The organism is Pseudomonas sp. BN607 (assembly GCF_029871175.1).
GTDB lineage: Bacteria > Pseudomonadota > Gammaproteobacteria > Pseudomonadales > Pseudomonadaceae > Aquipseudomonas.
Window position 1 is genome coordinate 37,357 of the sequence record NZ_SSOE01000027.1, and the last position, 25,632, is coordinate 62,988.

Annotated in this window: 24 protein-coding genes and 1 other RNA gene; 10 read left to right on the plus strand and 15 right to left on the minus strand. The window is 63.2% G+C overall.

Translation table 11 applies throughout. The features are described 5' to 3' along the window. Positions 1-17 precede the first annotated feature (17 nt). On the minus strand, positions 18-1,376 hold the full coding sequence (locus E8E68_RS05955; RefSeq protein ID WP_009681719.1) for a glutamine synthetase family protein: 1,359 nt from the start codon (positions 1,374-1,376) through the stop codon (positions 18-20). Positions 1,377-1,949: 573 nt separating this feature from the next. Here E8E68_RS05955 and E8E68_RS05960 point away from each other — a divergent pair. Beyond that, positions 1,950-3,326 carry a glutamine synthetase family protein gene (locus E8E68_RS05960; protein WP_014592784.1) on the plus strand — a complete coding sequence of 459 codons (1,377 nt, stop codon included), beginning with the start codon at positions 1,950-1,952 and terminating at the stop codon, positions 3,324-3,326. 152 nt (positions 3,327-3,478) lie between these two features. On the opposite strand, the gene argA is transcribed toward E8E68_RS05960, so the two are convergent. Together argA and argE are read right to left on the minus strand one after the other, a co-directional pair. Further along, positions 3,479-4,777: an amino-acid N-acetyltransferase gene (gene argA, locus E8E68_RS05965; RefSeq protein ID WP_110743333.1), complete on the minus strand. Its 1,299-nt coding sequence runs from the start codon at positions 4,775-4,777 to the stop codon at positions 3,479-3,481. Positions 4,778-4,901: 124 nt separating this feature from the next. Then, on the minus strand, positions 4,902-6,044 hold the full coding sequence (argE, locus tag E8E68_RS05970; RefSeq protein ID WP_266028998.1) for an acetylornithine deacetylase: 1,143 nt from the start codon (positions 6,042-6,044) through the stop codon (positions 4,902-4,904). Between the two features lie 144 nt (positions 6,045-6,188). Between argE and E8E68_RS05975 the strand changes: the two genes are divergently transcribed. After that, positions 6,189-7,556, plus strand: coding sequence for a CYTH domain-containing protein (locus E8E68_RS05975; protein ID WP_280340203.1), 1,368 nt, complete (start codon positions 6,189-6,191; stop codon positions 7,554-7,556). Between the two features lie 94 nt (positions 7,557-7,650). Here E8E68_RS05975 and E8E68_RS05980 read toward each other — a convergent pair whose 3' ends face one another. Further along, complete coding sequence (locus E8E68_RS05980; protein WP_110743336.1) at positions 7,651-8,121, minus strand: Lrp/AsnC family transcriptional regulator; 471 nt, start codon at positions 8,119-8,121, stop codon at positions 7,651-7,653. Positions 8,122-8,247: 126 nt separating this feature from the next. Here E8E68_RS05980 and E8E68_RS05985 point away from each other — a divergent pair, with 126 nt between their 5' ends. From E8E68_RS05985 to E8E68_RS05995, 3 genes are all read left to right on the plus strand, one after another. Continuing rightward, on the plus strand, positions 8,248-8,553 hold the full coding sequence (locus tag E8E68_RS05985; RefSeq protein WP_266028996.1) for a hypothetical protein: 306 nt from the start codon (positions 8,248-8,250) through the stop codon (positions 8,551-8,553). Positions 8,554-8,674: 121 nt separating this feature from the next. Next, positions 8,675-10,348 (plus strand): GspE/PulE family protein, encoded by a 1,674-nt coding sequence (locus tag E8E68_RS05990; RefSeq protein ID WP_266028995.1) that lies wholly within the window; start codon positions 8,675-8,677, stop codon positions 10,346-10,348. 87 nt (positions 10,349-10,435) lie between these two features. After that, entirely contained in the window at positions 10,436-10,750 is a 315-nt protein-coding gene (locus E8E68_RS05995; RefSeq protein ID WP_110743339.1) for a DUF2388 domain-containing protein, read from the plus strand. A 57-nt stretch (positions 10,751-10,807) separates the two neighbouring features. Here the strand turns inward: E8E68_RS05995 and gcvP are convergent, their stop codons facing one another. From gcvP to E8E68_RS06045, 10 genes are all read right to left on the minus strand, one after another. Next, the gene (gcvP, locus tag E8E68_RS06000) at positions 10,808-13,681 is read right to left on the minus strand and encodes an aminomethyl-transferring glycine dehydrogenase (RefSeq protein WP_280340207.1); all 2,874 of its coding nucleotides are present in this window, start codon (positions 13,679-13,681) and stop codon (positions 10,808-10,810) included. A 175-nt stretch (positions 13,682-13,856) separates the two neighbouring features. Beyond that, positions 13,857-14,240, minus strand: a complete 384-nt coding sequence (gcvH, locus tag E8E68_RS06005; protein WP_110743341.1) for a glycine cleavage system protein GcvH — start codon at positions 14,238-14,240, stop codon at positions 13,857-13,859. A 51-nt stretch (positions 14,241-14,291) separates the two neighbouring features. Beyond that, complete coding sequence (gene gcvT, locus E8E68_RS06010) at positions 14,292-15,374, minus strand: glycine cleavage system aminomethyltransferase GcvT (protein ID WP_266028991.1); 1,083 nt, start codon at positions 15,372-15,374, stop codon at positions 14,292-14,294. Positions 15,375-15,498: 124 nt separating this feature from the next. Next, a complete protein-coding gene (locus E8E68_RS06015; RefSeq protein ID WP_266029112.1) occupies positions 15,499-17,079 on the minus strand; it encodes an iron ABC transporter permease in 1,581 nt (526 codons plus the stop codon). Positions 17,080-17,282: 203 nt separating this feature from the next. Then, a complete protein-coding gene (locus E8E68_RS06020; RefSeq protein WP_110743343.1) occupies positions 17,283-18,284 on the minus strand; it encodes an extracellular solute-binding protein in 1,002 nt (333 codons plus the stop codon). A 116-nt stretch (positions 18,285-18,400) separates the two neighbouring features. Further along, positions 18,401-19,618, minus strand: a complete 1,218-nt coding sequence (locus tag E8E68_RS06025; RefSeq protein ID WP_266029111.1) for a 2-octaprenyl-3-methyl-6-methoxy-1,4-benzoquinol hydroxylase — start codon at positions 19,616-19,618, stop codon at positions 18,401-18,403. A gap of 9 nt (positions 19,619-19,627) precedes the next feature. Then, positions 19,628-20,110: a DUF4442 domain-containing protein gene (locus E8E68_RS06030; protein ID WP_110743345.1), complete on the minus strand. Its 483-nt coding sequence runs from the start codon at positions 20,108-20,110 to the stop codon at positions 19,628-19,630. Continuing rightward, complete coding sequence (ubiH, locus tag E8E68_RS06035) at positions 20,107-21,306, minus strand: 2-octaprenyl-6-methoxyphenyl hydroxylase (RefSeq protein WP_266028990.1); 1,200 nt, start codon at positions 21,304-21,306, stop codon at positions 20,107-20,109. The genes E8E68_RS06030 and ubiH overlap by 4 nt, the downstream gene beginning before the upstream one ends. Continuing rightward, positions 21,303-22,637 carry a Xaa-Pro aminopeptidase gene (gene pepP / locus E8E68_RS06040; RefSeq protein ID WP_266028989.1) on the minus strand — a complete coding sequence of 445 codons (1,335 nt, stop codon included), beginning with the start codon at positions 22,635-22,637 and terminating at the stop codon, positions 21,303-21,305. The genes ubiH and pepP overlap by 4 nt, the downstream gene beginning before the upstream one ends. A gap of 21 nt (positions 22,638-22,658) precedes the next feature. After that, positions 22,659-23,213, minus strand: coding sequence for a YecA family protein (locus E8E68_RS06045; protein WP_266028988.1), 555 nt, complete (start codon positions 23,211-23,213; stop codon positions 22,659-22,661). 180 nt (positions 23,214-23,393) lie between these two features. Here E8E68_RS06045 and E8E68_RS06050 point away from each other — a divergent pair, with 180 nt between their 5' ends. From E8E68_RS06050 to E8E68_RS06065, 4 genes are all read left to right on the plus strand, one after another. Further along, a complete protein-coding gene (locus E8E68_RS06050; RefSeq protein WP_029886233.1) occupies positions 23,394-23,576 on the plus strand; it encodes a TIGR02449 family protein in 183 nt (60 codons plus the stop codon). Then, positions 23,573-23,893 carry a cell division protein ZapA gene (locus tag E8E68_RS06055; RefSeq protein ID WP_266028987.1) on the plus strand — a complete coding sequence of 107 codons (321 nt, stop codon included), beginning with the start codon at positions 23,573-23,575 and terminating at the stop codon, positions 23,891-23,893. The genes E8E68_RS06050 and E8E68_RS06055 overlap by 4 nt, the downstream gene beginning before the upstream one ends. Positions 23,894-23,910: 17 nt before the next feature. Then, positions 23,911-24,090, plus strand: a non-coding RNA gene (gene ssrS, locus E8E68_RS06060) — 6S RNA. A gap of 79 nt (positions 24,091-24,169) precedes the next feature. Further along, complete coding sequence (locus E8E68_RS06065; RefSeq protein WP_110743596.1) at positions 24,170-24,778, plus strand: 5-formyltetrahydrofolate cyclo-ligase; 609 nt, start codon at positions 24,170-24,172, stop codon at positions 24,776-24,778. Positions 24,779-24,796: 18 nt separating this feature from the next. On the opposite strand, the gene E8E68_RS06070 is transcribed toward E8E68_RS06065, so the two are convergent. Then, the gene (locus tag E8E68_RS06070; protein ID WP_280340211.1) at positions 24,797-24,949 is read right to left on the minus strand and encodes a hypothetical protein; all 153 of its coding nucleotides are present in this window, start codon (positions 24,947-24,949) and stop codon (positions 24,797-24,799) included. Positions 24,950-25,128: 179 nt separating this feature from the next. Here E8E68_RS06070 and E8E68_RS06075 point away from each other — a divergent pair, with 179 nt between their 5' ends. Beyond that, complete coding sequence (locus E8E68_RS06075; protein WP_110743350.1) at positions 25,129-25,581, plus strand: EVE domain-containing protein; 453 nt, start codon at positions 25,129-25,131, stop codon at positions 25,579-25,581. Positions 25,582-25,632: the final 51 nt, after the last annotated feature.

The following is a 25,632-nucleotide window of genomic DNA, read 5'->3' on the forward strand; positions in this document are numbered from 1 at the left end:
GGCGGCCTCAGGGTTGATCAGACAGCGAACAGCAGGAACTCACGCTCCCAGGAGCTGATGACGCGTTTGAAGTTTTCGTGCTCGGCACGCTTGGTGGCGACGTAACCGGTAATGAATTTCTTGCCCAGGTACTGGACGAGCGCACGGCTGTTTTCCATGCGTTCCAAGGCATCTTCGATGGTCAGGGGCAGGCGCAGGTTGCGGCGTTCGTAACCACGACCCTGCACCGGCGCGCTGGCCTCGATGCCTTCGACCATGCCGATGTAGCCACACAGCAGGCTGGCGGCGATGGCCAGGTAAGGGTTGGCGTCGGCGCCCGGCAGGCGGTTCTCGACCCGGCGGCTTTGTGGGCCGGCATCCGGCACGCGCAGGCCGACGGTGCGGTTTTCTTCGCCCCACTCCACGTTCACCGGGGCCGAGGTGTCGGGCAGGAAGCGGCGGAACGAGTTGACGTTGGGGGCGAACAGCGGCAGGGCCTCGGGGATGAACTTCTGCAAGCCACCGATGTGGTGCAGGAACAGCTCGCTCATGCTGCCGTCTGCATTGCTGAAGATGTTCTTGCCGGTGGCCACGTCGACCACGCTCTGGTGCAGGTGCATGGCACTGCCCGGCTCGCCGGTCATCGGCTTGGCCATGAAGGTGGCGGCCACGTTGTGCTTGAGCGCTGCCTCGCGCATGGTGCGTTTGAACACCAGGATCTGGTCGGCCAGGTGCAGGGCGTCGCCGTGACGGAAGTTGATTTCCATCTGCGCCGTGCCGTCCTCATGGATCAGCGTGTCGAGGTCCAGCTGCTGCAGTTCGCACCAATCGTAGACATCTTCGAACAGCGGATCGAATTCGTTGGCAGCTTCGATCGAGAACGACTGGCGGCCGGTTTCCGGGCGGCCGGAGCGGCCTACCGGTGGCTGCAACGGGAAGTCCGGGTCTTCGCTGCGCTTGGTCAGGTAGAACTCCATCTCGGGCGCGACAATCGGCTGCCAGCCCTTGTCGGCGTAGAGTTTGAGGACTTTCTTCAACACGTTGCGCGGCGACAGCTCTACCGGGTTGCCTTTTTTGTCGTAGGTATCGTGGATCACCTGGGCCGTCGGCTCGATGGCCCACGGCACAAGGAACACGGCGTTCTCGTCGGGGCGACAGATCATGTCGATGTCGGCCGGATCGAGCAGTTCGTAATAGATGTCGTCGTCGACGTAGTCGCCAGTCACGGTCTGCAGCAGCACGCTCTCGGGCAGGCGCATGCCTTTTTCGGCGATGAATTTGTTGGTGGGCGAAATCTTGCCGCGCGTGATGCCGGTCAGGTCACTGATCATGCATTCGACTTCGGTGATCTTGTGCTCTTTCAACCAATCGGTGAGCTGGTCGAGGTTGTTACTCATAAATACCTCAGGAGGTAAGGTGGTCCGCGCCTTGATTCTGGATGGAGTAGATTGCTAAAGCAAAAACCCCCGCGCAGGCGGACACTGGATACACTGAAAACAAGCGTGTCCGTATGAGTTGGAAGGGCAGGAAAACGAAATCAAGGGCGGCATGCCGCTACGAGGACGGGTCCGAAGGCGCCAAGCGTCAATTATTGCGGCCAGGGCGGCCACGCCATTGACGAAGCTTGCAAAAACGAAAGAGGTACCCGTTGGCACTGCGCAGGCAGTGCTTTCAGGTCGCGGCAAGCGGACCATGTGACCCTCGTATTATTGTGTTCTGGGTTGAGACCGAGCTTAGCCTTGTTCATTTTTTTACACAACACCCGCGTAAAAAATAAAACACGGCGAGCTTGAGATAGCCCTTTACAAGAGAAATAGCGGATAATGGCATGCCCCGATATGCAGCAAATCTGCCGTAGATGTGCCATTTCAGGGCGTCATGGGGTTGGCTTGACATCAGTATGGCTTTTCGATTGACTGGTCCTGCAAGCCCCCCTTGATTGATATTTTTAACAACAAAGGTGTTGCATCATGTCGGTACCCCCGCGTGCCGTTCAGCTTAACGAAGCGAACGCGTTCCTTAAGGAACATCCTGAGGTTCTCTACGTTGACCTTCTGATTGCAGATATGAATGGTGTGGTGCGTGGTAAGCGCATTGAGCGCACCAGCCTCCACAAGGTTTACGAGAAAGGCATCAACCTGCCGGCCTCCCTTTTCGCCCTGGACATCAACGGTTCCACCGTCGAAAGCACCGGGCTGGGTCTGGATATCGGCGATGCTGATCGCATCTGCTATCCAATCCCCGACACGCTCTGTAACGAGCCGTGGCAAAAACGCCCTACCGCCCAGCTGCTGATGACCATGCACGAGCTGGAAGGCGAACCGTTCTTCGCCGACCCGCGCGAAGTACTGCGCCAGGTGGTGAGCAAGTTCACCGATATGGGCCTGACCATCTGTGCCGCATTCGAGCTGGAGTTCTACCTGATCGACCAGGAGAACGTGAATGGCCGCCCACAGCCACCGCGCTCGCCAATCTCGGGCAAGCGTCCGCAGTCGACTCAGGTGTACCTGATCGACGACCTCGACGAATATGCCGATTGCCTGCAGGACATCCTGGAAGGCGCGAAGGAACAAGGCATCCCGGCCGATGCCATCGTCAAGGAAAGCGCCCCGGCGCAGTTCGAAGTCAACCTGCACCACGTGGCCGACCCGCTCAAGGCCTGCGACTACGCGGTACTGCTCAAGCGCTTGATCAAGAACATTGCGTACGACCATGAAATGGACACCACCTTCATGGCCAAGCCCTACCCGGGCCAGGCGGGCAACGGCCTGCATGTACACATTTCCGTGCTGGACAAAGATGGCAACAACATCTTCACCAGCGAGGATCCCGAGCAGAACGCCGCGCTACGTCACGCTGTCGGCGGTGTGCTCGAGACCCTGCCCGCGTCCATGGCGTTCCTCTGCCCGAACGTCAACTCGTACCGCCGCTTTGGCGCGCAGTTCTACGTACCGAACGCGCCAAGCTGGGGCCTGGACAACCGCACCGTAGCGCTGCGCGTACCGACCGGCTCGGCCGATGCCGTGCGCATCGAGCACCGCGTCGCCGGTGCCGACGCCAACCCGTACCTGATGATGGCTGCCGTGCTGGCTGGCGTGCACCATGGCCTGACCAACAAGATCGAGCCAGGCGCGCCGATCGAAGGCAACTCGTACGAGCAGCTGGAGCAGAGCCTGCCGAACAACCTGCGCGATGCCCTGCGCGAGCTGGACGACAGCGAGATCCTCAACAAGTACATCGATCCGAAGTACATCGACATCTTCGTCGCGTGCAAGGAAAGCGAGCTGGAGGAGTTCGAGCACTCGATCTCCGACCTCGAGTACAACTGGTACCTGCATACCGTGTAAACAAAAACGCCGCCCCCATTGTGGGAGCGGCCTTGCGTCGCGATAGGGGTGCGAAGCGCCCCCAAGATTTGCGCATCAAGCTGATATTGTCGGGGCCGCTTTGCGGCCCTTTCGCGACGCAAGGCCGCTCCCACATGAGCTGCGGTACAGGCTTACAGGGGCTTCTCGAAAATCTTCGAATTGCGCTGATAGTTGTACAGCGAAGCCCGGGCCGCCGGCAGCCGCTCCACGCCACTCGGCGCAAAGCCACGTTCGCGGAACCAGTGAGCGGTACGCGTGGTAAGCACGAACAAGGTATTGAGGCCCATGTCCCGCGCCCGGCTCTCGATACGCTCCAGCAACTCGTCCCCACGCCCACCATGGCGGTATTCCGGGTTCACCGCCAGGCACGCCAGCTCCCCAGCCTCGGAATCGGCAATCGGGTACAACGCCGCACAGGCGATGATCATGCCTTCGCGCTCGACCACGCTGAACTGCTCGATCTCGCGCTCCAGTACCTCGCGCGAGCGACGTACCAGGATGCCCTGCTCTTCCAGTGGGCTGATCAGCTCCAGCAAGCCGCCTACGTCCTCGATGGTCGCCTCGCGCACCACTTCGAACTGCTCCTGTGACACCAGCGTACCGCCACCGCCTCGGGTGAACAGCTCGGTCAGCAGGGCGCCATCCTCGGCATAACTGACAATATGGCTACGCGCCACGCCGCCTTTGCAGGCTTCGGCGGCAGCATCCAGCAGTTCGCCCTGGTAATCGCTGCCCAAACGCTGCAGGTGCGGCGCTACCTGCTGCGGGCGCAGCTCGCGTACCAACTTGCCGTCGGCATCCAGCAGGCCCGGCTCGGCGCCGAACAGCAGCAACTTGTCGGCACCCAGCTCGATGGCAGCGCGGGTGGCAACGTCCTCGCAGGCCAAGTTGAAGATTTCACCCGTGGGCGAGTAGCCCAGCGGCGACAACAGCACGATGGACCGCTCGTCGAGCAGGCGGCTGATGCCCTTGCGGTCGACCCGGCGGACTTCGCCGGTGTGGTGGTAGTCCACCCCTTCGAGCACGCCGATCGGCCGTGCAGTGACGAGGTTGCCGGACGCCACGCGCAGGCGCGAGCCCTGCATCGGCGAAGCAGCGATGTCCATCGACAGGCGCGCCTCGATGGCCAGGCGCAGGGCGCCCACGGCGTCGATCACGCAGTCCAGCGTGGCCGCATCGGTAATGCGCAGGCCACGGTGGTAGTGCGGGGTCAGGCCGCGATCGGCTAGGCGGCTTTCGATCTGCGGGCGCGAGCCATGCACCAGCACCAGGCGCACGCCCAGGCTGTGCAGCAGCACCAGGTCGTGGACGATATTGCCGAAATTGGGGTGTTCCACCCCATCGCCAGGGAGCATGACCACGAAGGTGCAGTCGCGATGGGCATTGATGTACGGGGAGGCATGACGCAGCCAGTTAACGTAGTCGGGCATGACAGGGCCTGTGGATAAGTGGACGGAGAACGGCGATTCACGGGGCGTTCAGGATCATCGTCGGAACAGGCTTGCGGTCACGCGCGGTCTCCTCTAGGCAGGAACGAATCAGTTCGATTGACGTTTAGTGCAGGCAATAGTGCCGGATCAGGTCACGCAATAGACGCACGGTAGGCTCGATTCGTGACATTTCAAGGTATTCGCCAGGTTGGTGGGCACAGGCGATGTCGCCGGGGCCCAGCACGATGGTCTGGCAACCCAGCTGCTGAAGATAAGGCGCTTCGGTGCCGAACGCCACCGCTTCGGCGCGATGGCCGGTCAGGCGTTCCGCCACTTGTACCAGTTCGGCGTCAGCGTCCTGCTCGAACGGCGGCACTTCGGGGAACAGCGGCGCGTAGTCGATCCGCACCTCATGGCGCTCGGCCACCGGCACCAGCTTTTCGCGAATGGCCGCGCGCAGTTGCTCGACGTCCATGCCCGGCAGCGGTCGCAGGTCGAACTCCAGGGCGCACTGGCCGCAAATGCGGTTGGGGTTGTCGCCGCCGTGGATGCAGCCGAAGTTCATGGTCGGGGTCGGCACGGTGAACTGCGGGTTGCGATAGGTTTGCTGCCACTGCTGGCGCAAGCCCATCAGCTCGCCCATTACCGCGTGCATGGCCTCCAGGGCGCTGCGGCCCAGGCTTGGGTCCGACGAATGGCCGCTGCGCCCAAGGATGTCGATGCGATCCATGAGGATACCCTTGTGCATGCGGATCGGCCGCAGGCCGGTGGGCTCGCCGATCACCGCTGCACGGCCCAAGGGCTGACCAGCCTCAGCCAGGGCACGGGCGCCAGACATCGAGCTCTCTTCGTCGCAGGTGGCGAGGATCAGCAGCGGCTGCTTGAAATCGTGCTCCAGCAGCGGAATGACAGCTTCGATAACCAAGGCGAAGAAGCCTTTCATGTCGCAGCTGCCCAGGCCGACCCAGCGGCCATCGGCCTCGGTCAGCTTCAGCGGGTCGCTGCTCCACAGCTGTTCGTCGTAGGGTACCGTGTCGCTGTGCCCGGCCAGCACCAGGCCGCCTGGGCCTGTGCCACGGCTGGCCAGCAGGTTGAACTTGCCGGGGGTGACTTGCTGGATATCGCATTTGAAGCCCAGGTCACCCAGCCAGCTGGCCAGCAGGTCGATGACCTGCCGGTTGGACTGGTCCAACGCAGGCTGGGTGCAACTGACCGAAGGCGCAGCGATCAAGGCGGCAAACTGGTCTTTCAGCGTCGGCAACGGCATGCGCGTACTCCTCGGAAGCGTCACCCATCATAACAATGCCTATCGTTCGCAGGGCAAGCCCGCGAAGAAGGCACCAGGATCCAACAGTCGACAGCCGACTACTGTAAACTCCTTGCCAACCACGCCCCCTCCTTCGAGTCTGTGATGCACAAAGAAACCGAACTCAAGCTCCGCGCCAGCCGCGAGACCCTTGCCGCCCTGCGCGAGCACCCTCTGCTGAAAAAGCGCAACAAGTCCGGCTGGCAGACCCGCGAACTGACCAACCAGTACTTCGATACCCCTGAGCGTGAACTGTCCGCCGCGCGTGTGGCCCTGCGCCTGCGCCGCGATGGCGATGTGGTTATCCAGACCCTCAAGTGCCGCGGTCAGAGCGTGGCGGGGCTCTCCGAGCGCAACGAGTACGAGTGGAATCTCGACAAGGCCAAGCTCGACCTGAAAAAGCTCGACGCCACCTGCTGGCCTGAGCAATTGGCGGACCTGGACAAAAAGACCATCAAGCCACTGTTCACCACCGATTTCACCCGCGAGTTCGCTGAAATCGCCTGGGGCCGTGGCAAAAGCAAGGTAGTGATCGAGGCCGCACTGGACCAGGGCTTCGTGGTCGCCGGCAAGCGCAAGGAAGAAATCTGCGAGCTGGAGCTGGAACTGCGCGAAGGTGAGCCGCAGGCACTACTGGAACTGGCTGCCGAGCTGGCCGCCAGCCTGCCGCTGATGCCTTGCGACATCAGCAAGGCCGAGCGTGGCTACCGCCTGCTGGAGCCGGACAGCTACGAGCTGGGCCTGCCAGCCACCGAGCTGGAAGCCGAAATGGCCGTGGACGACGCCTACGCCGCACTGGCCTGGCAGCTGCTGGGCAGCAGCCAGCGCCTGGCCGAGCAATTTCGCCACAACGGCCACTGGCGCCTGCTTCAGGACTGGGTCGAGTGCTTGAGCGAGCTGCGTGCCCTCACCGCCAGCCTTGGCCAGGCCGCGCCGCGTGCCACTACCCGCGAACTGCGCAGCAGCCTGGACGCCCTGCTCGAAGACTGGCGCCCGCTGGTGCACGCTGGCAACGATGACGAAGACATCCGCCGCGCCGCGCCTGAGCAGTTTGCCGAAGAACTGGAAGACGTGCGCTGGGGCCAGTTCTCGCTGGAAACCTCGCGCTGGCTGCTGGCCCGTGCCTGGACCGTGGAGCGTAAAGGCCGTGGCGAACGCCAGGGCAAGGCGCAGCTGGCCAGCTGGATGGGGCACTTGCTGGGCGAAGAAGGCTGTGCGCTGAAGCTGCCGCTGTACACCCAACGCCCGGAAGACCTGGCCGAGCAGTTGCCGCGCCTCGAACAGCTGCTGGCCTGGCTGCATCATGCGCGCCAGGTGCTGGAAGCGCCGCAGATGGACCGCCTGTATGGCGACCTGAAGAAACTGCACGAGTTGGCCGAGCTGCCGATCAGCGATGAAGTCCTGGAAGCCCGCATCGAACAGGCTCGGGCAGTGGACCAGAGCCGCGGCTGGAAGCACCTGCTCAAGGCGTGATACCGCGTCGCCTGCTTCGCGGGTAACACGCTCCTACAAAGGGTTCGCGCCAGGCGTGAGGCCGGTGTAGAAGCGGGTTTACCCGCGAATGGCCTCACCGCGACAGCGGCAGGCTGGTGGTGGACTTGATTTCGGACAGCGCCACAATCGAGTTCACCTCCTGTATACCCGGCACGTTCGACAGCTTTTCAAAGAAGAAACGCTCGTAGGCTTCTATGTCCGACGTGACGATACGCAGCAAAAAATCCACTGCCCCCATCAGCACATAACACTCCAGCACCTCCGGAAAGCCGCGGATCGCCTCGGTAAACTCGGTAAAGTTGGAACGCCCATGGGCATTGAGCTTTACCTCGGCGAAAATCTGCGTGTTCAGGCCGACCTTCTTGCGGTCGAGCAAAGTCACCTGCCCACGAATTATCCCCTCCTCCTTCAAGCGCTGAATACGCCGCCAGCACGGCGATTGCGACAGCCCGACACGCTCGGCGATCTGGGCGCTGGACAGCGAAGCGTCCTCTTGCAGCAGTTCGAGAATCCGCCGGTCGTAAGCGTCCAGCTCGCTGTGCATTTTTAAGTCTCCATATCGGCTTATGTTGGATTAAATGATTCGCGATAAATCGAATATAACTAAATCATAGCGAAAAAATACCGCCCACAACGTGCAAGAATTTCTCCGACATTTGCGGAGACCATTATGAACGCACAGCCCCGTACCGACGCCTGGGCCGCCCACAACGCCCACAGCACCGTGCATTACCGCCTGCAAGCCGACGCAGAGCCCGACACCCTTTGTCGGGTGCTCAACCTGTTCGCCCTGCAGTTCCTCACGCCGCACAGCGTGCAGGTCAGCCAGCAGGATGACTGGCTGGATATCGAAGTGGGTGTCGGCGGCCTGAGCTGGCACCGGGCCGAGGTGATTGCGCAGAAACTCCGTAACCTGGTGTGTGTGGGCGAGGTGAGCCTGAACAACCTGCAACGTCTGGAGCTGGCAGTCGTATAAGCCTGCACCGGCCCTATCGCCGGCACAGGCACAGCAAAATCCCGAAACCCTTCGCGCATGATGATCCCGCCCCACGCGGCTAGCCTTGTTCAGCCCATCCCTACAGGCACGGACGCCAATCATGCACACCCCCGAGAACCCGGCACTCGACCTCAACCGCGTGCTCCAGGCCCTGCTCGCTGACCAATGCCTGCATGCCAACGACACCCTGAACGTGCTTGAACACGCCGCCGCCGACCCCACCCGCCACCCACTGGAACAAATCGCCGCCTGCAGCCTGGAAAACCGCCAGCACCCCGGCCAGCCGCTGGACCTCGATCACCTCTGCCAATGGCTGGCGAGCAAGGTTGGCCAACCCTACCTACGCATCGATCCCATCCAGCTCGACCTGCCCCAGGTCAGCGGCCTGATCTCTCCGGCCTTCGCCCAGCGCCACGGCATCCTTATCGTCGCCGCCGACGCCACTAGCGTTACCGTCGCCAGCGCTCAGCCCTATCAGGATGACTGGCAGGCTGACCTGGCCCGCAGCCTCGGCCGGCCAATCCGTCGCGTGCTGGCCAGCCCGTTGCAGATCCGCCAGTCAGGCCAGTCGTTCCAGCGCCTGGCCCAGTCGGTGAAAGGGGCGCAACACCAGCAAGCCGCCAGCCTGGGCGAACTTGAGCAATTGCTGGAGCTGGGCAAGCGCCAATCCGAGGCCAGCGCCGACGACGCCCACATCGTGCATATCGTCGACTGGCTGCTGCAGTACGCCATCGAACAACGCGCCAGCGATATTCACCTTGAACCCCGCCGCGACCAGGGTCAGCTGCGCTACCGCATCGACGGCCTGCTGCATAACGTGTACGCCTTCCCTGCCGGGGTCACCCTGGCGCTAGTCAGCCGCCTGAAGCACCTGGGTCGCATGGATGTGGCGGAAAAGCGCCGCCCACAGGACGGCCGGCTGCAAAGCCGACTGCCAGGCGGCGGTGAGGTGGAACTACGGCTATCGACCCTGCCAACCCCGTTTGGCGAGAAGCTGGTGCTGCGCCTGTTTGACCCGAACCAGCTGCAAGATGGCTTCGACCGCCTCGGCCTGCAAGGCCAGCAGCTGGCCCAGTGGCAAGCCCTGCTGCGCCAGCGCCAAGGGATCATCCTGGTCACTGGCCCAACCGGCTCCGGCAAGACCAGTACGCTGTATGCCAGCCTCAAGCTGCTGGCGACACCCCAAGTCAACCTGTGCACCATCGAGGATCCGATCGAACGCCTGGAACCGGCCTTCAACCAGTTGCAGGTCCAGCCAGCCTTGGACCTGGGCTTTGCCGACGGCGTGCGGGCCCTGCTGCGACAGGATCCGGACATCATCATGGTTGGCGAAATCCGCGATCGCGAAACTGCCTTGGTGGCGGTGCAGGCAGCCCTGACCGGGCACCTGGTGCTGTCCACTCTGCATACCAACGACGCCTGCGCGGCAATTACCCGCCTGCAAGAACTGGGTGTAGCCGATTACCTGATAAAGGCGACGCTGATCGCCGTGATGGCCCAGCGCTTGGTGCGCACCTTGTGCACGGATTGCCAAGTGACTGCATCGGGCAATTGCCGAACCTGCCGGGGCACCGGCTTTCACGGGCGTACGGGTTTGTTCGAACTGCTCGAGCCCAGTGACAACCTGCGTGCATTGATCGGCCCGAACGCCGACCTGAACCATCTACGGCGCCAGGCAGTGCTCGACGGCCTGGTTGATCTGCGCCGTTGCGGCGAAGCGAAAGTGGCCTGTGGGCAGACGCGTGAGGAGGAGGTGCTGCGCGTCTGTAGCTGACGAAAAGCCCACTGTATTCAGGAACTTGCCTCGTTGAAAAAGATCCAACCGCGCATCTTCAACCCTCACCCTTCGAGGTGTTTCAACATGCGTCTCAAAACCGCCATCGCCGCCGCTGCCTTGCTTTCGCTGCCTATAGGCTCGGCCATGGCCGATACCTTCTGGCGTAACGTAATGACCTCCGGTGCTACTACGGCATCGAGCTACCTGACCTCGCGGGATCACAAGCTGGTAGTGGCCGCGCAGGATGACGCCAGCAGCTTCGTCGCCAGTGAAGGCGCGATCCGTGGGCCGTTCCTGGAAGCAGCCATGCGCCAGGCCCGGGCCGAGCACCCAGGGCTGCAGGCTTCGGACATGGAATTGGCCAATGCCATCCTGGCCAAGAATGCAGTAGCCGAGTAACCGCCTTGCCTGCTTCGCGGGCCTCCCCCGCGAAGCAGGCGACACCAGTCTTCTGCCCTACCGGTAAGCGTCCACCGGTACACACGCACAGAACAGATTGCGGTCTCCATACACGTTGTCCACCCGGTTTACCGCCGGCCAGTACTTGTGCTGGCGGACATGGGCACTGGGCGCCACCGCCTGCTCCAGGCTATAGGGCCTGTCCCACACGCCCAGCACATCGGCCAAGGTATGCGGCGCATGCTTGAGCGGGTTGTTCTCCGCTGGCCAGTTACCCTCCTGCACCTCGGCAATCTCCGCACGAATCGCCAGCATCGCCTCGACAAAGCGGTCCAGCTCAGCCTTGGACTCACTCTCCGTCGGCTCCACCATCAGCGTACCCGGCACCGGAAACGACATGGTCGGCGCATGGAAGCCATAGTCCATCAGGCGCTTGGCCACGTCCTCCTCGCTGATACCGGTCAGCGCCTTCAACGGCCGCAGGTCGAGGATACACTCGTGCGCCACACGCTGGTTGCGCCCGCGGTAGAGCACCGGAAACGCGCCGCCCAGCTGGCTGGCCAAGTAGTTGGCTGACAGGATCGCCACCTCACTGGCGTCGGCCAGCTGCGGGCCCATCATGGCGATGTACATCCAGCTGATCGGCAGGATGCTCGCACTGCCCCAGGGTGCGGCACTGACCGCGCTGTTGTTCGGGTCCAGGCCGGGCACTGGTACTACCGGGTGGCTGGCGACGAACGGCTTGAGGTGCCCGCGAATGCCGATCGGCCCCATGCCCGGCCCTCCTCCGCCATGGGGGATGCAGAAGGTCTTGTGCAGGTTCATGTGTGAAACATCGGCGCCGATGTCCGCCGGCCGCGCCAGGCCCACCTGGGCATTGAGGTTGGCGCCGTCCATGTATACCTGGCCGCCGTGCTGATGCACCACTTCGCAAATTTCGCGAATGCCCTCTTCGTACACCCCGTGGGTCGAAGGGTAGGTGATCATCAGGCACGACAACCGCTCGCCGGCCGCGCTGGCCTTGGCTTTGAGATCGACCAGGTCGACGTTGCCGTCATTATCGCAATCGACGATCACCACCTCCATGCCGGCCATTTGCGCCGACGCCGGGTTGGTGCCGTGGGCCGACGACGGTATCAGGCACAACGTGCGCTGAGGCTGGTGGCGGCTGCGGTGATAACGGGTAATGGCCATCAGCCCGGCGTATTCGCCCTGGGCGCCAGAGTTGGGCTGCATGCAGATGGCATCGAAGCCGGTGATTGCGCACAGCCAGCTCTCAAGCTCGTCGATCATCGCCCTGTAGCCGATGGCCTGCCCCGCCGGGGAAAACGGGTGTAGCTGGGCAAACCCGGGCCAGGTGATCGGGATCATCTCGCTGGTGGCATTGAGCTTCATGGTGCACGAGCCCAGCGGAATCATCGATTGGTTCAGCGCCAGGTCCTTGTTCTCCAGCTGCTTGAGGTAGCGCAGCATCTCGGTTTCGCTGTGGTGCAGGTTGAACACCGGGTGAGCGAGGAACGGGGTACGCCGCACCAGGCTGGCGGGGATACCTTCGGGCATGGCCAACTGATCAAGGGCGGCAATCTCCTGGCCGTGATCCACCCCCAGGAAGATATCCAGCAGGCGCAACACCGTCTGTTCGTTGCAGGTTTCGTCCAGGCTAACGCCCAGGTGGCCGCGGCCCAGTATGCGCAGGTTGATCTGCGCGGCTTCAGCGCTTTCGATTATCGCGGCCTGGGCGCCACCGACATTCAGGGTGAGAGTGTCGAAGAAATGCTGGTTGAGGCGCTGGATGCCTTTGGCTTCCAGCCCGGCGGCCAGGATGAAGGTCAGCCGGTGCACGCGCTGGGCAATGCGTTGCAGGCCTTCCGGGCCGTGGTAGACGGCATAGAAGCCGGCGATGTTGGCCAGTAGCACCTGCGCCGTGCAGATGTTGGAGTTGGCCTTCTCGCGGCGGATATGCTGTTCGCGGGTCTGTAGGGCCATACGCAGCGCGGTGTTGCCACGGGCATCACGCGATACGCCGATGATGCGCCCGGGCATGGCCCGCTTGTAGTCGTCGCGACAGGCGAAATAGGCCGCGTGGGGGCCGCCGTAACCCATCGGCACCCCAAAGCGCTGGGTCGAGCCCAAGACCACATCGGCGCCCAGCTCACCAGGTGGCGCGAGCACCACCAGGCTCAACAAGTCGGCCGCCACGCAAGCCAGGGCCTGCTGGCTGTGCAACTGATCGATCAGCGGGCGCAGGTCGCGCACTTCCCCATGGGTATCGGGGTATTGCAGCAAGGCGCCGAACACCGAATGGCTGGCCAGGTTATCCACAGAGTCGACGATCAGCTCGAAGCCAAAGCCCTCTGCGCGGGTCCTGAGTACCGACAAGGTCTGTGGGTGGCAGTGCTCATCGGCGAAGAACGCATTGCTCTTGTTGCGTGCCACCCGCTTGGCCAGGGCCATGGCCTCGGCCGCGGCGGTGGCTTCATCGAGCAGCGAAGCATTGGCCAGCGCCAAACCAGTGAGGTCGATGACCATCTGCTGGAAGTTCAACAACGCCTCCAGCCGGCCTTGGGCAATTTCAGGCTGGTAGGGCGTGTACGCAGTGTACCAACCGGGGTTTTCCAGTACGTTGCGCAGGATGACCGTGGGGGTGATGGTGCCGTGGTAGCCCATGCCGATCAGGCTGGTCCAGACCTGGTTTTGCGCGGCGTAGCCAGCAAGCTTGGCCAAGGCAGCCTGCTCGTCCAGCGCCGGTGGCAGGTCGAGGGGGCGGTTGAGGCGGATGTCTGGCGGTACGGTCTGCTCGATCAGCTCATTGCGACTGGCGATGCCCAGCGCGTTGAGCATGGCTTGTTGCTCCGAGGCATCCGGACCTAAGTGGCGACGCAGGAACGGGTTGAGCTCTTGCAGTTGGTGCAGGGATGGCGACTGGGACATGACGACGCTCTCTTCCTGGAACAGCTCTCATGGAGACTTACAAGTCTAGGAAGGGATTGCCGATTGTGCGGGGAAACTTGTTTGCAGGCCTGGCCTCTTCGCGAGGCTGCCCGCCCCACAGGTTAATCACCGGCCAGCGGCGGGCACTATCGCTGTGGGAGCAGGCGATGAGGTCTTACTCGCCGATGGCGGCCTGATAGCCAGCAGCATCAAGCAGCTTGTCCAGCTCGGCAGGGTTGCTTGGCTTCAGCTTGAAGATCCACGCAGCGTAAGGTTCTTCGTTGAGCTGTTCCGGGCTATCGGCCAGTTCTTCGTTAACGGCGATCACTTCGCCACCCACCGGGGCGTAAATATCAGAAGCGGCCTTGACCGACTCCACCACACCCGCAGCGTCGCCAGCGCCAAACACTTTGCCGACTTCAGCCAGCTCTACGAACACCACGTCACCCAGGGCTTGCTGGGCGTGGTCGCTGATGCCCACGGTCACTGTACCGTCGGCTTCCAGGCGCGCCCACTCGTGGCTTTCGGCAAAACGCAGTTCGGCGGGGATATTGCTCATGTCTTGAATTCCTCGATTGGCTCAGCGGTACGCCCGCCGGTTAAAAATTGTTCAGATCAGGATCTTTCCGTGGCGCACGAAAGTCGGTTTGACTACCCGCACCGGGTACCACTTGCCGCGAATTTCCACCTCGGCCCGGTCACCGGTCGCCATGGGCACGCGCGCCAAGGCAATGGATTTGCTCAGCGTAGGCGAGAAACTACCACTGGTGATCTCCCCTTCGCCAATGCCGGATACACGCACGACCTGATGGGCACGCAGCACGCCGCGCTCTTCCAGCACCAGGCCGACCAGTTTTTCCTGCACACCCTGCTCGATTTCCTTCAGCAGGCCGGTGCGGCCGATGAAGTCACGCCCGGCCGGCTCCCAGGCGATGCTCCAGCCCAGGTTGGAGGTAAGGGGGGTGTGGGCTTCGTCGATGTCCTGGCCGTAGAGGTTCATGCCGGCTTCCAGGCGCAAGGTGTCACGGGCGCCAAGGCCGCTGGGGGCGATGCCCGCGCCGACCAGGTCGTTGAAAAAGGCCACGGCCTGCTCACCCGGGAAGATGATCTCCAGGCCGTCCTCGCCGGTATAACCGGTGCGGGCGATGAACCAGTCGCCGTCGGTAACGCCTTCAAAGGGGCGCAGTTCGCGGATCAACGCGGCGCGTGCGGGGCTGAGCAGGGCTGCAACTTTCTCGCGAGCGTATGGCCCCTGGATGGCAAGGATGGCCAGGTCGGGGCGGACCTGGAAGCCCACGTTAAAACTGGCACGCTGCAGTTGCAGCCAGTCGAGCACCCTGGCCCGGGTGGCGGCGTTGGTGACCAGGCGATAGCCGGATTCAGTACGATAGACGATCAGATCATCGATCACCCCGCCCAGTTCGTTCAGCAGCGGGCTGTACAGCGCCATGCCGGTGCCTTCGAGGCGTGCCACGTCATTGGCCAGCAGGCGCTGTAGCCAAACGGTAGCATCGGTGCCGTCGACATCGATCACGGTCATGTGGGAAACATCGAAGACGCCGCAGTCGCTGCGCACCTGATGGTGCTCCTCGACCTGCGAGCCGTAGTGCAGGGGCATGTCCCAGCCACCAAAATCGACCAGCTTGGCGCCTAGCGCCAGGTGCAGGTCATACAAAAGCGTGCGCTGTCCCATGGGTTTCTCCTTCCGGGCGTGGCGAAGCGGCGGTGGTCGATGACGTTGATCGTCAGCTCTTCTTGTTCAACACCCACCGCGCGAATGCCGCGCATTGTAGCCGCAAGGTCGCAAGCTGGCATCCTCAGTGACTGTGACCGGGTCGACGGGCCGAACGACGGATCAGGCCGATGACCGGCAGTAAGCCCACCAGCACCAAGGTCAGCGCCGGCAGCGAAGCACGCGCCCACTCGCCTTCGCTGGTCATCTCGAACACGCGCACGGCAAGGGTGTCCCAGCCGAACGGCCGCATCAGCAAGGTGGCCGGCATTTCCTTGAGGACGTCGACGAACACCAGCAAGGCGGCGCTAAGAACACCAGGTACCAGCAGCGGCAGATACACCTTGCAAAACAATCTCACGCCACCAACACCCAGGCTGCGCGAAGCCTCTGGCAATGACGGGCGGATGCGTTCCAGGCTGCTCTCCAGTGGCCCGTAAGCGACTGCGATGAAGCGCACCAGGTAGGCCAGCAGCAACGCCGACAGGCTACCCAGCAGCAACGGTTTGCCCGCCCCGCCCAGCCAGCCGGACAGTGGGATGACCAGGTTGTTGTCGAGGTAACTGAAGGCCAGCATGATCGACACCGCCAGCACCGAACCGGGCAAGGCATAACCCAGGTTGGCCATGCCTATCCCGGCGCGAATGGCGCCGGTCGGCGCCTGGCGCCGGGCAAAAGCCAGCAGCAGCGCCACACACACCGTAACCAGCGCAGCCATCCCGCCCAGGTACAAGGTGTGCAGCACCAAGCCGACGTAGCGCTCATCCAGGTCATGCCGCCCGCGCTGCCAGAACCACACCAGCAGCTGCAGCAGGGGTATCACGAAGGCGCAGGCGAACACCAGCAGGCACCAGCCGCTGGCCAACACCGCCTTGAGCCCGCGCAGGTGATAAAGCGCCTGACCACGCGGCCGCTCGTTACCACTGCGGCTGGCCCCGCGGGCGCGGCGCTCGCCGTACAGCACCAGCATCACCGCCAACAGCAGCAGGCTGGCCAGCTGGGCCGCACTGGACAGGCTGAAGAAGCCGTACCAGGTCTTGTAGATGGCGGTGGTGAAGGTGTCGAAGTTGAATACCGCTACAGCACCAAAGTCGGCCAGGGTTTCCATCAGCGCCAGGGCGATGCCGGCGCCGATTGCCGGCCGCGCCATGGGCAGGGCCACGCGCCAGAATGCCTGCAAGGGAGAGAGCCCCAGTACCCGCGCGGCTTCCATCAGGCCCTTGCCTTGGGCCATGAAGGCAGTGCGCGCCAGCAGGTAGACGTAGGGATAGAACACCAGCACCAGAACGATGATTACCCCGCCGGTGGAGCGTACCCGTGGCAAGCGCATTGGCCCGAACACCTCACGCAACGCACTTTGCACCGGGCCGGCGAAATCCAGCAGGCCGACGAAAACGAATGCCAGCACGTAGGCAGGGATGGCGAACGGCAACATCAGCGCCCAGTCCAGCCAGCGCCGGCCAGGGAACTCGCACAGGCTGGTGAGCCAGGCCAGGCTGACGCCCAGGACAGTGACGCCGATGCCTACGCCGACTACCAGGGCCAGGGTATTGCCCAGCAGCCGGCTCATCTGGGTGTCGAGAAGGTGCGACCAGATCTGCAGGTCGACGGATTGCCAGGACAACAGCAGCACGCTCAGGGGCAGCAGCACCAAGGCGGCGATCATGGCGACCGGGAGGTACCAGCGGCGTTGGGGAGTGTGGGGCAAGGCTTGGTTCTCGATTGCGATGGCGACCGCTGCGCGGTCGTTCGCGGGACAAGCCCGCTCCCACAGGGACCGCACAAGGCATCGATCCTGTGAAGGTCCGTGGGAGCGGGCTTGTCCCGCGAAGGGGCCTGCGAAGGCCCCAGAAGGATAAAGCCTGGCGCTTAGTTGTAGCCAGCCCGATCCATCAGGCGGATAGCTTCAGCCTGGCGCTTGCCGGCAATTTCCACCGGAATGCTGTCGGCCTTGAAGCTACCCCACGCTGCCACTTCATCCGATGGCTTGACCTTCGGGTTGGCCGGGAATTCCTGGTTGATGTCGGCAAACAGCTTCTGAGCTTCTTCGCCGGTCATCCACTCCACCAGTTTCTTCGCGGCTTCCGGGTGTGGCGCATGCTTGGTCAGGCCAATGCCCGACAGGTTCACATGTACGCCACGGTCGCCCTGGTTGGGCCAGAAGATTTTCACCGGCAGTTGCGGGTTCTGCTTGTGCAGGCGGCCGTAGTAGTAGGTGTTGACCACGCCCACGTCACACTGGCCGGCCTCGATGGCCTGGATCACCGCATTGTCGTCGGAGAACACGTCGGTGGACAGGTTGTTGACCCAGCCTTTGACAATCTGCTCGGTCTTCGCCTCGCCATGGGTTTCGATCAGGGTAGCGGTCAGCGACTGGTTGTACACCTTCTTCGCCGTGCGCAGGCACAGGCGGCCTTCCCACTGTTTGTCGGCCAGCGCCTCGTAGGTGCTCAGCTCTGCCGGCTTGACCCGCTCGGTGGAGTAGATGATGGTGCGCGCACGCAGGCTCAGACCAGTCCAGTCATGGGACGAGGCGCGGTACTGTGGCGGAATGTTCTGGTCGATGATGTCGGACTTGATCGGCTGCAGGATGCCCATTTGCTCGGCCTGCCACAAGTTGCCGGCATCGACCGTCAGCAGCAGGTCGGCCACGCCGTTTTCGCCCTCGGCCTTGATGCGCTGCATCAGCGGGGCTTCCTTGTCGGTGATGAACTTGACCTTGACCCCGGTCTTGGCGGTATAGGCATCGAACACCGGCTTGATCAGCTCGTCGATGCGCGAGGAGTACACCACCACTTCGTCCGCTGCTTGAGCGGTGCCGCCGAACAAAGTCAGGGCCAGGGCGGCCAGTAGGGGCTTGCGTGGCAACATGGAAAGCACTCCTCGGAGGGTATGAGAGGTGCGAATGGTAGTGAATCCCATTTTCTGGCTCATCTACCTAGCAGTTACCGGATGTTGCAAAGGGCCGCAACGCGGCCACGGCACGCTCAAGCCTTGGCCAGATCCGGCAGATCACCACTTAAACCCAACGCCTGACGCACAAACAGCGCTTTGGCTTCAGGCATCTGCTCCACCAGCTTCAAACCGCTGTTGCGCAACCAGCGCAACGGCAGCGGATCGGCCTGGAACAACCTCTCGAAGCCCTCCATCGCCGCCATCAACGCCAGGTTGTGTGGCATGCGCCGGCGCTCGTAACGGCTCAGCACCTTCACATCGGCCAGCCGCTCGCCGCGCTCGCAGGCATTGACCAGCACCTCGGCCAACACCGCCGCATCGAGAAAGCCCAGGTTCACACCCTGCCCGGCCAGCGGGTGAATGGTGTGTGCAGCATCACCGATCAAGGCCAGGCCTTCATCCACATAGCGCTTGGCGTGACGCTGGCGCAGCGGCACGCACACCCGTGGGTCGGCCTGCAGCACGTCCCCCAGGCGCCCTTCGAAGGCCCGTTCCAGGGCCTGCAGGAAGGCCGCGTCATCCATCGCCATCAGCTGCTCGGCATGCTCAGGGGTGGTCGACCATACGATCGAGCACCAGTCTTGCTGGCCATCGCGGCTCAACGGTAGAAAAGCCAATGGCCCTTCATCGGTGAAGCGCTGCCAGGCCGTGGCCTGGTGCCCGCCGCTGCAACGCACGCTGGTGACGATGGCATGGTGCAGGTAATCCCACTCGCGGGTTTCACAACCAGCCAGGCGCCGCACTGCCGAGTTGGCGCCATCGGCAGCAATTACCAGCGGCGCGCGCAGTTGCCGGCCATCGGCCAGGGTCAGCAGCCATTCATCGCCAGATCGGCGCAGCTGCTCCAGCCGCGCATTGGCCAGCAGGCCAATGTCGCTGTCGTGCAGGCGCTCCAGCAGGCCGTCCTGCACCACCCGGTTCTCGACAATATGGCCGAGTACCTGGGCATGCACGCTGGCCGCCGAGAAATGAATCTGCCCGGTGCCGCTGCCATCCCATACATGCATGTCGGAATACGGCGTGGCGCGCCGCTGGGCAATGCCGTCCCAAGCGCCAAGGCGCTCGAGGATGCGCTGGCTGGCAGCTGACAGCGCGCTGACACGCGGTTCGAACGGAGCCTGGGCATCGAATGGCTTGACCGTCAGCGGGCCACCGTCGAGCAAGAGGATTTGCAAGCCACTGTGGCGCAACGCCAGGGCCAGTGCGCTGCCGACCATACCGGCACCGACAATCAACAGATCTGCGCGCATTTCCATGCTTTACGCCAGCCTCGCTTGCGGCTTGAGCCGCACATATAGGGTTTTATCGACCCGCGCCACCAACTCGCCAGCGCCATCGCGGATATCGACCTGCAAACGCGGCAGGCACTTCTTGCCGGTGGCGGTCTGCTGGCGAATGTCGTCCAGCAGCGCGTCATCGACGTGGAATTCGGCATACACCGGGCCTTTGCCCGGCGAGATGAAATCAATGCTGGCGGCCTTGTCCCAGACGATGTACTCCCGCCCCAGTTGCTCGATCAGCAGCAGCATGTAGAACGGGTCGGTCATGGCGTACAAACTGCCACCGAACTGGGTACCGACGTAGTTGCGATTCCAGCGCGTCAGTTTCATCGCCACCTTGACGCTGCGCAGGTCCGGGCTGATGTGCTGCACACGAATGCCGGCGCCCAGGTAAGGTGGGTAAAGGTTCAGCAGCCAGCGCAGCATACGCGCCCGGCGCGCCAGTTTACGCGCGTTGCTCATGCCTGGCCCCGCGGGTCGGGGCGAGTGCCCAGGCCCATGGCCTGGCGGGCAAACCAGCTTTTTGCCGGTGGCAGCAGGTCGAGCCCGAGCAGGCCCAGGTTGCGCCCGGCGGCCAGCAACGGCTGGTTGCTGCCGAACAGGCGGGTGACCTGGTCGGAGAAGCCGATGGTCATGGCCTGGTCCAGGCGCTGACGCTGGTGGTAAGCCTGCAGCGTGGTCAGGTCGCCTGGCCGCTGCGGGCCAGCCAGCAGGGCCTCGGCCAGCGCCTGCACGTCACGCAGCGACAGGTTGAAGCCCTGGCCAGCGATGGGGTGCAGGCTGTGCGCAGCGTTGCCCAATACCACCAGATGCGGCCGCACCTGCTCCTGGGCTTCGATCAACGACAGCGGGTAGAGATGCCGTGCGCCGACCTGGCGAAGCGCCCCCAGGCGGTAGCCGAACTCACCCTGCAGCTCGCGCAGGAAGCTGCGCTCGTCGATGTCGGCCAGCCGCCGTGCGTCCATGCCCTGGCGGGTCCACACCAGCGCACAGCGGTTATCCGGCAGTGGCAACAGGGCCATCGGGCCTTCTGCGGTGAAGCGCTCGAATGCCTGGCCACCGTGGGCCTCGCCGGGGGTGATATTGGCGATCAACGCGCTTTGCTGGTACGGCGTATGGCGTACGTGGATACCCAGCTGTTCGCGCAAGCCGGAACGGCCGCCGTCGGCCAGTACCGCGAGGTCGCATTCCAGCTGGGTGTCGTCGTTCAGGCGCAACCGGTAGCCGCCTTCGATGGCCTGCATCGAGGTCACTTCCGCCGGGCAGCGCCAGCTCACCACGTCACTGTCCAGCCCTTGCCACAGGCATTGCCCGAGCCAGGCGTTTTCCACCACGTAGCCCAGCGCCGGCACACCCTCTTCCAAGGCATCCAGGCGCGTGGCGCCAAAGCGGCCACGGTCGGAGACGTGAATCTGCCGGATCGGTTCGGCGCGACGGCCGATGACCTGCCACAGTTCCAATTGCTGATAAATCTGCTGGGTGCCGAAAGACAATGCCGAGGACCGCGCATCGTAGCTGGGCTGGTAGCTGTCGCCGGGAGCGAAGGGCTCGATCAGCAGGATCTTCCAGCCACGCGCCTTGGCCCCGGCCTGCAGGGCCAAGGCCAGGCTTGCACCCACCAGGCCACCGCCGATGATCGCCAGGTTTACCCGGTTCATGCAGCGTCCTTGCGGGCGGCCTGCATCAGCGCCTCGATCTCGGCGACCGTGCGTGGCACGCCCGACGTCAGGATTTCACAACCTTTCTTGGTGACTACCACGTCGTCCTCGATCCTTACCCCAATGCCGCGCCACTTCCTGGCTACAGCCTGGTTGTCGGCGCCAATGTAGATACCCGGTTCGACGGTCAGCGCCATGCCGGGCTCCAGCACGCGCCACTCGCCGCCCACCTTGTACTCGCCTACATCGTGCACATCCATGCCCAGCCAGTGGCCGGCGCGGTGCATGTAGAAGGCGCGATAGGCTTCGCTGTCGATCAGCTCCTGCACATCCCCTTCGAGCAGGCCGAGCTCCACCAAGCCTGCGGTAATGACCCGCACGGTCGCCTCGTGGGCGTGGTTCCAGTGCTTGCCGGGGGCGATTTCGGCAAACGCCGCCGCCTGCGCCTTGAGCACCAGCTCGTAGATGGCCTTCTGCTCAGGCGAAAAACGGCCGCTAACCGGGAAGGTGCGAGTGATGTCACTGGCGTAGCAGTCGATTTCGCAACCTGCGTCGATCAGCACCAGGTCACCCTCCTTGAGCGGCGCGTCATTCTGCTGGTAGTGCAGGATGCAGCCATTACGCCCGGCTGCGACGATCGAACCGTAGGCTGGCATTTTTGCCCCGCCCTTGCGGAATTCGTAGTCCAGCTCGGCTTCCAGGCTGTATTCATGCAGCCCGGCCCGGCAGGCCTGCATGGCCCGCACGTGGGCCCGTGCAGAAATGTCTGCAGCCGCACGCATCACCTTCACTTCCGCTGCCGATTTATACAGGCGCATGTCATGCAGCAGATGATCCAGCGCAACGAACTCGTTCGGCGGCTGGGCGCCCAGGCGGGCCTTGGAGCGGATCACGTTGATCCAGTCCATCAGCCGGCGATCGAATTCGGGGTTGCTGCCCATGGCGCTGTACACCCGCTCGCGGCCTTCGATCAGGCCTGGCAGGATCTCGTCGATATCGGTGATGGGGAAGGCATCGTCGGCACCAAAATCACTCACCGCGCCTTCCTGGCCCGCTCGCAGGCCGTCCCACAGCTCGCGCTCGGGGTTGCGTTCACGGCAGAACAGCACGTACTCGCCATGCTCGCGCCCAGGGATCAGAGCGATCACCGCCTCCGGCTCGGGAAAACCGCTGAGGTACTGGAAGTCACTGTCCTGGCGGTACACGTGCTCGACGTCGCGGTTGCGGATGGCAACTGCGGCGGCAGGCAGGATGGCGATGCTGTTGGGGACCATCTGCGCCATCAGCGCCTTGCGCCGCCGGGCATACTCGGCCTTGGGAATGTGGCTCATGGGCAGACTACCCCCGGTTGATCAGTGCAACGATGGCTTGGGCGCGGGTGCGGCCGGCTTGGCCAGCTCGGAGAACAGCAGCAGTGGCGCCACGCGCAGGTACTCCATGACCTCCATGTAGTCGCTCTCGCCGTCTTCGGACTCCTCGAGGGCTTCCTGCACCTGGGAAATGGCTACCAGGTCCTGCAGCACTTCCTTGGCCTCGTCGGACAAGTCCTTGCCGCCGGCGTTCAAGCCAAAACCGGTGATGAAACCTTGGCACCACTGGCCCAGCGCGGTGGCGCGGTCACGCAGTGCAGCGTCGTCGGAAGGCAGCAGGAGGACAATGGCCATGTCGTCGCTGGTTAGCTCGCCCTTGACCATTTCCTGCAGGCCCACCAGGGCGTTGCGCACGGTATCACCGGGCTCGGTTTCCAGCAGTTGGGCGGCATCGGCCAGCCAGGCGTCGGCTTCGAAGCCGGCGCCGGCGCAACTGCGGCCGATCAGCAGGCCGTGCAGTTCGGCCGGGGTGACAGGATGGCCATTGCTCGAGAGCAGCATGGCGAAGGCGATGTAGGGCGATTGGGTATTGGGCATGGGCTGCTAGGCGCCAGACGGCGCAATGACTAGAATGAAGACCTTGTATCCTAGCACCGGCAGGCGCGCCAAGACCATCGGCACTGGCCGTCGCCGCCCAGGGAGCGGCATCATCGCAGGTGACTCAACGACGGAGCGAATCGAGTGCAACCCACGCAAGAGAATGACCTGCAGGCACTGATGAGCCGATTCGAGTTGCTGATCGAGCGCGTCGAGCAACTAAAACGGCAAAATGCACTCCTAGTAGCTCAGGAAAAATCCTGGCGCGAAGAGCGCGCCCACCTCATCGAAAAGAACGAGATCGCCAAGCGCAAGGTCGAGTCGATGATTTTACGCCTCAAGGCCCTGGAGCAAGACTCATGAGTTCAAGCAATAGCGTCACCGTGCAGATCCTCGACAAGGAATACTCGATCATCTGCCCGCCGGAAGAGCGCAACAACCTGGTCAGCGCCGCCCGCTACCTGGACAGCAAGATGCGCGAGATCCGCAGCAGCGGCAAGGTGATCGGCGCCGACCGCATTGCGGTCATGGCGGCATTGAACATTACCCACGAAATGCTGCACCGTCAGGAAGACCGCAGCGCTGCGCCGGTCACCAGCACCAACCGCGAACAGGTGCGCGACCTGCTGGATCGGGTGGACAAGGCTTTGTCCGACGACACGGGTACCAAAATCGACTGAGATTGGTATACTGGCGCCACTCCCTGGGGGATGCGCCAGTCGGTTATGTCCCTGAGCCGATACGCACAACCACGGGGGTTGCACGCTGGGGCCGGTGTGCATGTCCGCCCGACGGAAAGCCTTAACGCCCCCTGCAATCTCCACCTTGAACTTTCGGGTTCAAGGGCTACACCGATAGCGGTCTTGTCGGGGAGCCTGAATTTCTTGCCCGCCTTTATTGGCGGGCAATTCGTTTTGGCCGAGCTCATCGGCCAGCACCCTGGGATCGCTTGTGCCATGACCGACACCGCGCCGCTCACCCGCCCCCAGCTTCGTCGCCTGCTCCGCAATGCCCGCCGCGCCCTTACCCCGGCCCAGCAACGCCAGGCCACCCTTGGCCTGTACCGCCAGCTGGCGCAGCACCCGCTGTTTCGCCGCGCCAGGCACATTGCCCTTTATCTGCCCAATGACGGCGAAATCGACCCCTGCCTGTTACTGCGCGAAGCCCAACGCCGCGGCAAGCGCACTTACCTGCCGGTGCTGCATGCCTGGCCGCGCACGCGCATGGTGTTCCAGCGCTTCGAACAGGGCGAAAAGCTCCGGCCCAACCGTTTTCGTATTCCCGAGCCGGTTACCGAGCGCAAGCGCCAACGGCCGATCTGGGCGCTAGACCTGATCCTGCTACCGCTGGTCGGTTTCGATGAAATGGGGGGTCGCCTGGGAATGGGCGGGGGGTTCTATGACCGCAGCCTGGCTTACCAGGCACGTCGACAGACCTGGAAGAAACCTTTGCTACTAGGGTTGGCGCACGAATGCCAGAAGGTCGAGCGGCTGGCCCAGGCCAGTTGGGATGTACCACTGCAAGGCACGGTCTCGGACCGTGGCTGGTACCTGGCGCCGCGTTGAGCGGCACCAGCGGGCGTATCAACGTTGCGGCTGACTGGCTTCGACCGGCGTTTGATAGGCGTTGTCCAGCTTGCGCTCCCAGAACCCTTGCGCATAACCGGTAGTGACCACACCCAGGCCAAAAATGAAGACCAGGATCCACAGCAGATCCGGTTTTTTACGTTGATACATGGAAGATTGCCCCCCAAGGCAAACTGTTCAGGCTCGGCGGTATTCTGGGCACCACCGGAGCATCGCGCTTTAAACGGGGCGCATTTTCCGACAACCTGCGTCTGCACGCAAACCTTGACGCCAACCGGCTGTCGGTTTCGTGCAACAGGTTATTTCAAACCTTTTCAGGAGCTGCATCCATGGCCTACTGGCTGATGAAATCCGAGCCCGACGAGCTCTCCATCGAAGCCCTCGGCCGCCTGGGCGAAGCGCGCTGGGACGGCGTGCGCAACTATCAGGCACGCAATTTCTTGCGCGCCATGAGCGTGGGGGACGCGTTCTTCTTCTACCACTCCAGCTGCCCGCAGCCCGGTATTGCCGGCATTGGCAAAATCATTCGCGCAGCCTACCCCGACCCGACCGCGCTGGACCCGCAGAGCCACTACTACGATGCCAAGGCCACGGCAGAGAAGAATGCGTGGACAGCGGTGGATGTTGCACACGTGAAGACATTCCGCCAGGTGCTGGGGCTGGGGCTGCTGAAGCAGCAGAGCGCGCTGGAGGCGTTACCGCTGGTGCAGAAAGGCACACGATTGTCGGTAATGCCAGTGACCGAGGAGCAATGGGCGGCGATCGTTGCGCTGGCAGGGTGAGCCTGAAGCGTTCGCCTTGAGTCATGACGCGTGATTGAAATCGAGCGCCGC

Excerpts from the sequence above, each read along its gene's own strand:
- E8E68_RS05955 (WP_009681719.1), bottom strand. The coding sequence starts at position 1,376 with ATGAGTAACAACCTCGACCAGCTCACCGATTGGTTGAAAGAGCACAAG.
- E8E68_RS05960 (WP_014592784.1), top strand. The coding sequence starts at position 1,950 with ATGTCGGTACCCCCGCGTGCCGTTCAGCTTAACGAAGCGAACGCGTTC.
- argA (WP_110743333.1), bottom strand. The coding sequence starts at position 4,777 with ATGCCCGACTACGTTAACTGGCTGCGTCATGCCTCCCCGTACATCAAT.
- argE (WP_266028998.1), bottom strand. The coding sequence starts at position 6,044 with ATGCCGTTGCCGACGCTGAAAGACCAGTTTGCCGCCTTGATCGCTGCG.
- E8E68_RS05975 (WP_280340203.1), top strand. The coding sequence starts at position 6,189 with ATGCACAAAGAAACCGAACTCAAGCTCCGCGCCAGCCGCGAGACCCTT.
- E8E68_RS05980 (WP_110743336.1), bottom strand. The coding sequence starts at position 8,121 with ATGCACAGCGAGCTGGACGCTTACGACCGGCGGATTCTCGAACTGCTG.
- E8E68_RS05985 (WP_266028996.1), top strand. The coding sequence starts at position 8,248 with ATGAACGCACAGCCCCGTACCGACGCCTGGGCCGCCCACAACGCCCAC.
- E8E68_RS05990 (WP_266028995.1), top strand. The coding sequence starts at position 8,675 with ATGCACACCCCCGAGAACCCGGCACTCGACCTCAACCGCGTGCTCCAG.
- E8E68_RS05995 (WP_110743339.1), top strand. The coding sequence starts at position 10,436 with ATGCGTCTCAAAACCGCCATCGCCGCCGCTGCCTTGCTTTCGCTGCCT.
- gcvP (WP_280340207.1), bottom strand. The coding sequence starts at position 13,681 with ATGTCCCAGTCGCCATCCCTGCACCAACTGCAAGAGCTCAACCCGTTC.
- gcvH (WP_110743341.1), bottom strand. The coding sequence starts at position 14,240 with ATGAGCAATATCCCCGCCGAACTGCGTTTTGCCGAAAGCCACGAGTGG.
- gcvT (WP_266028991.1), bottom strand. The coding sequence starts at position 15,374 with ATGGGACAGCGCACGCTTTTGTATGACCTGCACCTGGCGCTAGGCGCC.
- E8E68_RS06015 (WP_266029112.1), bottom strand. The coding sequence starts at position 17,079 with ATGATCGCCGCCTTGGTGCTGCTGCCCCTGAGCGTGCTGCTGTTGTCC.
- E8E68_RS06020 (WP_110743343.1), bottom strand. The coding sequence starts at position 18,284 with ATGTTGCCACGCAAGCCCCTACTGGCCGCCCTGGCCCTGACTTTGTTC.
- E8E68_RS06025 (WP_266029111.1), bottom strand. The coding sequence starts at position 19,618 with ATGCGCGCAGATCTGTTGATTGTCGGTGCCGGTATGGTCGGCAGCGCA.
- E8E68_RS06030 (WP_110743345.1), bottom strand. The coding sequence starts at position 20,110 with ATGAGCAACGCGCGTAAACTGGCGCGCCGGGCGCGTATGCTGCGCTGG.
- ubiH (WP_266028990.1), bottom strand. The coding sequence starts at position 21,306 with ATGAACCGGGTAAACCTGGCGATCATCGGCGGTGGCCTGGTGGGTGCA.
- pepP (WP_266028989.1), bottom strand. The coding sequence starts at position 22,637 with ATGAGCCACATTCCCAAGGCCGAGTATGCCCGGCGGCGCAAGGCGCTG.
- E8E68_RS06045 (WP_266028988.1), bottom strand. The coding sequence starts at position 23,213 with ATGCCCAATACCCAATCGCCCTACATCGCCTTCGCCATGCTGCTCTCG.
- E8E68_RS06050 (WP_029886233.1), top strand. The coding sequence starts at position 23,394 with ATGAGCCGATTCGAGTTGCTGATCGAGCGCGTCGAGCAACTAAAACGG.
- E8E68_RS06055 (WP_266028987.1), top strand. The coding sequence starts at position 23,573 with ATGAGTTCAAGCAATAGCGTCACCGTGCAGATCCTCGACAAGGAATAC.
- E8E68_RS06065 (WP_110743596.1), top strand. The coding sequence starts at position 24,170 with ATGACCGACACCGCGCCGCTCACCCGCCCCCAGCTTCGTCGCCTGCTC.
- E8E68_RS06070 (WP_280340211.1), bottom strand. The coding sequence starts at position 24,949 with ATGTATCAACGTAAAAAACCGGATCTGCTGTGGATCCTGGTCTTCATT.
- E8E68_RS06075 (WP_110743350.1), top strand. The coding sequence starts at position 25,129 with ATGGCCTACTGGCTGATGAAATCCGAGCCCGACGAGCTCTCCATCGAA.